The organism is Clostridium sp., assembly GCF_032552055.1.
In the GTDB taxonomy this organism is placed as follows: domain Bacteria; phylum Bacillota; class Clostridia; order Clostridiales; family Clostridiaceae; genus Clostridium.
Genome location: NZ_JAWGSV010000390.1, coordinates 1 through 1,777, shown reverse-complemented (window position 1 = coordinate 1,777; position 1,777 = coordinate 1). Strand labels below are relative to the sequence as shown.

Below are 1,777 nucleotides of genomic sequence, written 5' to 3'. Positions count from 1 at the left end.
TATCAATTCATTACATTTCTTTTTTAGTCTTTTTATCTTGAAGAATATTTATAAATAAAACTATAGCTAAGACAATTAATGCTAATAAAGAAACTTCAATTATTTCAATAGAATTTTTTAATAGGTTTATTTCTTTATAAGTATTGAATACTAGGGCTAATATATAAGTGAAAATAGAATAAATTATATATTTTATTACATATTCTATAATTATTTTAAATTTTGCAGTGTAAATTTCTTTTCTATCTATAGGAATAATGTCATATTTTCGTAATATGAATACTTTTTTTCCTTGTTCTTTTATCCAAAAAAGATGAGAATTTAAATACATTATTAGATAAATTATACCTAAGATTAGGGGATAGGTAATAAAGGAAAGAGGTTCAGCTTCAAGACCATTACCAAAGATTACTTTATGTCTAGTGATATCTGACTGAACTGTAATAAAGTAAAAAAATAAAAAACCAAACAATATTAGACCTTGATAATTGTATTTTATTCTTTCTTTTTCTTTATCTATAAAACTCATATTTATGCCTCCTTAAAGTAAATCGCTAATAGTAAATTTCTTATTTAAAGATCTTTCAATCTTATTTCTTCTAAACTCATCTTCAAGAGCTTCCTTAGTATCATTAATCATAATCTCTCCATTATCAAGAAGTATTATATAATCAGCGATTTTATCAAGATCACTAGTTATGTGAGTAGACATAAGAATTCCGATATCCTCGTTTAATATATCTTGCAACATATTTATAAAGTCTTTTCTAAATACAGGATCGAATCCTGCAGTAGGTTCATCTAATAGAAGAAATTTTGGACTATGCCCCATGGCAAAGCATATTTGAAACTTCATTTTCATACCTTTTGAAAATTGATATAGGGGCTGTCCTTTAGGTAAGTTCATCTTATCTAGCCAAAGATAGAAGCTATTCATATCCCAATTTTTAAAGTACTCACCAAGCAATAATCCATTTTCATAAGGTGTTTTATCGAGAAAGAATGTGAGTTTTTCAGATACTAAACCTATTTCTTCTTTTGCCTTAGCTGGATTTTCCTTAATATCTATATTATTTACTAGGACTTTTCCTGTAAAGTCATCATCAATTCCTGCTAAGATATTAATAAGAGTAGTTTTACCTGAACCATTGATACCTATAAGTCCTGTTAGATATCCTGATTCAATATTAAAAGAAATAGATTTTAATGAGAAATTTTTATAATTTTTATTAACATCTTCGCATTTTATTATATAAGGCATTTTTATTATCTCCCTTCATATAAAGTCTTTAAAATATCTTGCATATCTAATAATTCAAGACCTAGTTTTTTACCTTCTTGAATCAAATTATCAAATTGATCTTCGAATTCTTTAAATTGGGCTTCTTTAAGTTTTTCACGATTTGGTTCTTTTATATAAAATCCTTTTCCAGGTACTGAGTATATTAATTCTTCTTTTTCTAATTCTTCATAGGCACGTTTTGTTGTAATAACACTGATTTGCAAATCTCTTGCTAAAGATCTAATAGAAGGTAACATATCACCTGGGATAATTTCTTCTTTAATTATTGAGTTTTTTATTGATTTAATTATTTGTTCATAAATCGAAAGATTACTTTCAGTATCTAAAATAATATTCATTAAAAACCTTCTTCCTTATCTGGTATTTGCCTATATACATCTTCAAAAGAAAGGGATTTTTTTATAATAGGAGATGTACATTTATAAATTATATAGCTATTTATTATAAATATAATTCTTTAACTCCAGAAGAAAT

Annotated in this window: 3 protein-coding genes; all 3 read right to left on the bottom strand. The window is 25.4% G+C overall.

The window, feature by feature from the left end; translation table 11 throughout:
- Nucleotides 1–10: 10 nt before the first annotated feature.
- Genes E6248_RS15825 through E6248_RS15815 form a run of 3 tightly spaced genes read right to left on the bottom strand, consistent with a single transcriptional unit; the run spans nt 11 to nt 1,641 of the window.
- Entirely contained in the window at nt 11–529 is a 519-nt protein-coding gene (locus E6248_RS15825; protein ID WP_316341727.1) for a hypothetical protein, read from the bottom strand.
- 12 nt (nt 530–541) lie between these two features.
- Nucleotides 542–1,261 (bottom strand): ABC transporter ATP-binding protein, encoded by a 720-nt coding sequence (locus E6248_RS15820; protein ID WP_316341726.1) that lies wholly within the window; start codon nt 1,259–1,261, stop codon nt 542–544.
- 5 nt (nt 1,262–1,266) lie between these two features.
- Complete coding sequence (locus E6248_RS15815; protein ID WP_316341725.1) at nt 1,267–1,641, bottom strand: GntR family transcriptional regulator; 375 nt, start codon at nt 1,639–1,641, stop codon at nt 1,267–1,269.
- Between the last annotated feature and the right edge of the window lie 136 nt (nt 1,642–1,777).

Bases quoted from the DNA above. Each gene is read 5' to 3' on its own strand.
- E6248_RS15825 (WP_316341727.1), bottom strand. From the start codon at position 529: ATGAGTTTTATAGATAAAGAAAAAGAAAGAATAAAATACAATTATCAA.
- E6248_RS15820 (WP_316341726.1), bottom strand. From the start codon at position 1,261: ATGCCTTATATAATAAAATGCGAAGATGTTAATAAAAATTATAAAAAT.
- E6248_RS15815 (WP_316341725.1), bottom strand. From the start codon at position 1,641: ATGAATATTATTTTAGATACTGAAAGTAATCTTTCGATTTATGAACAA.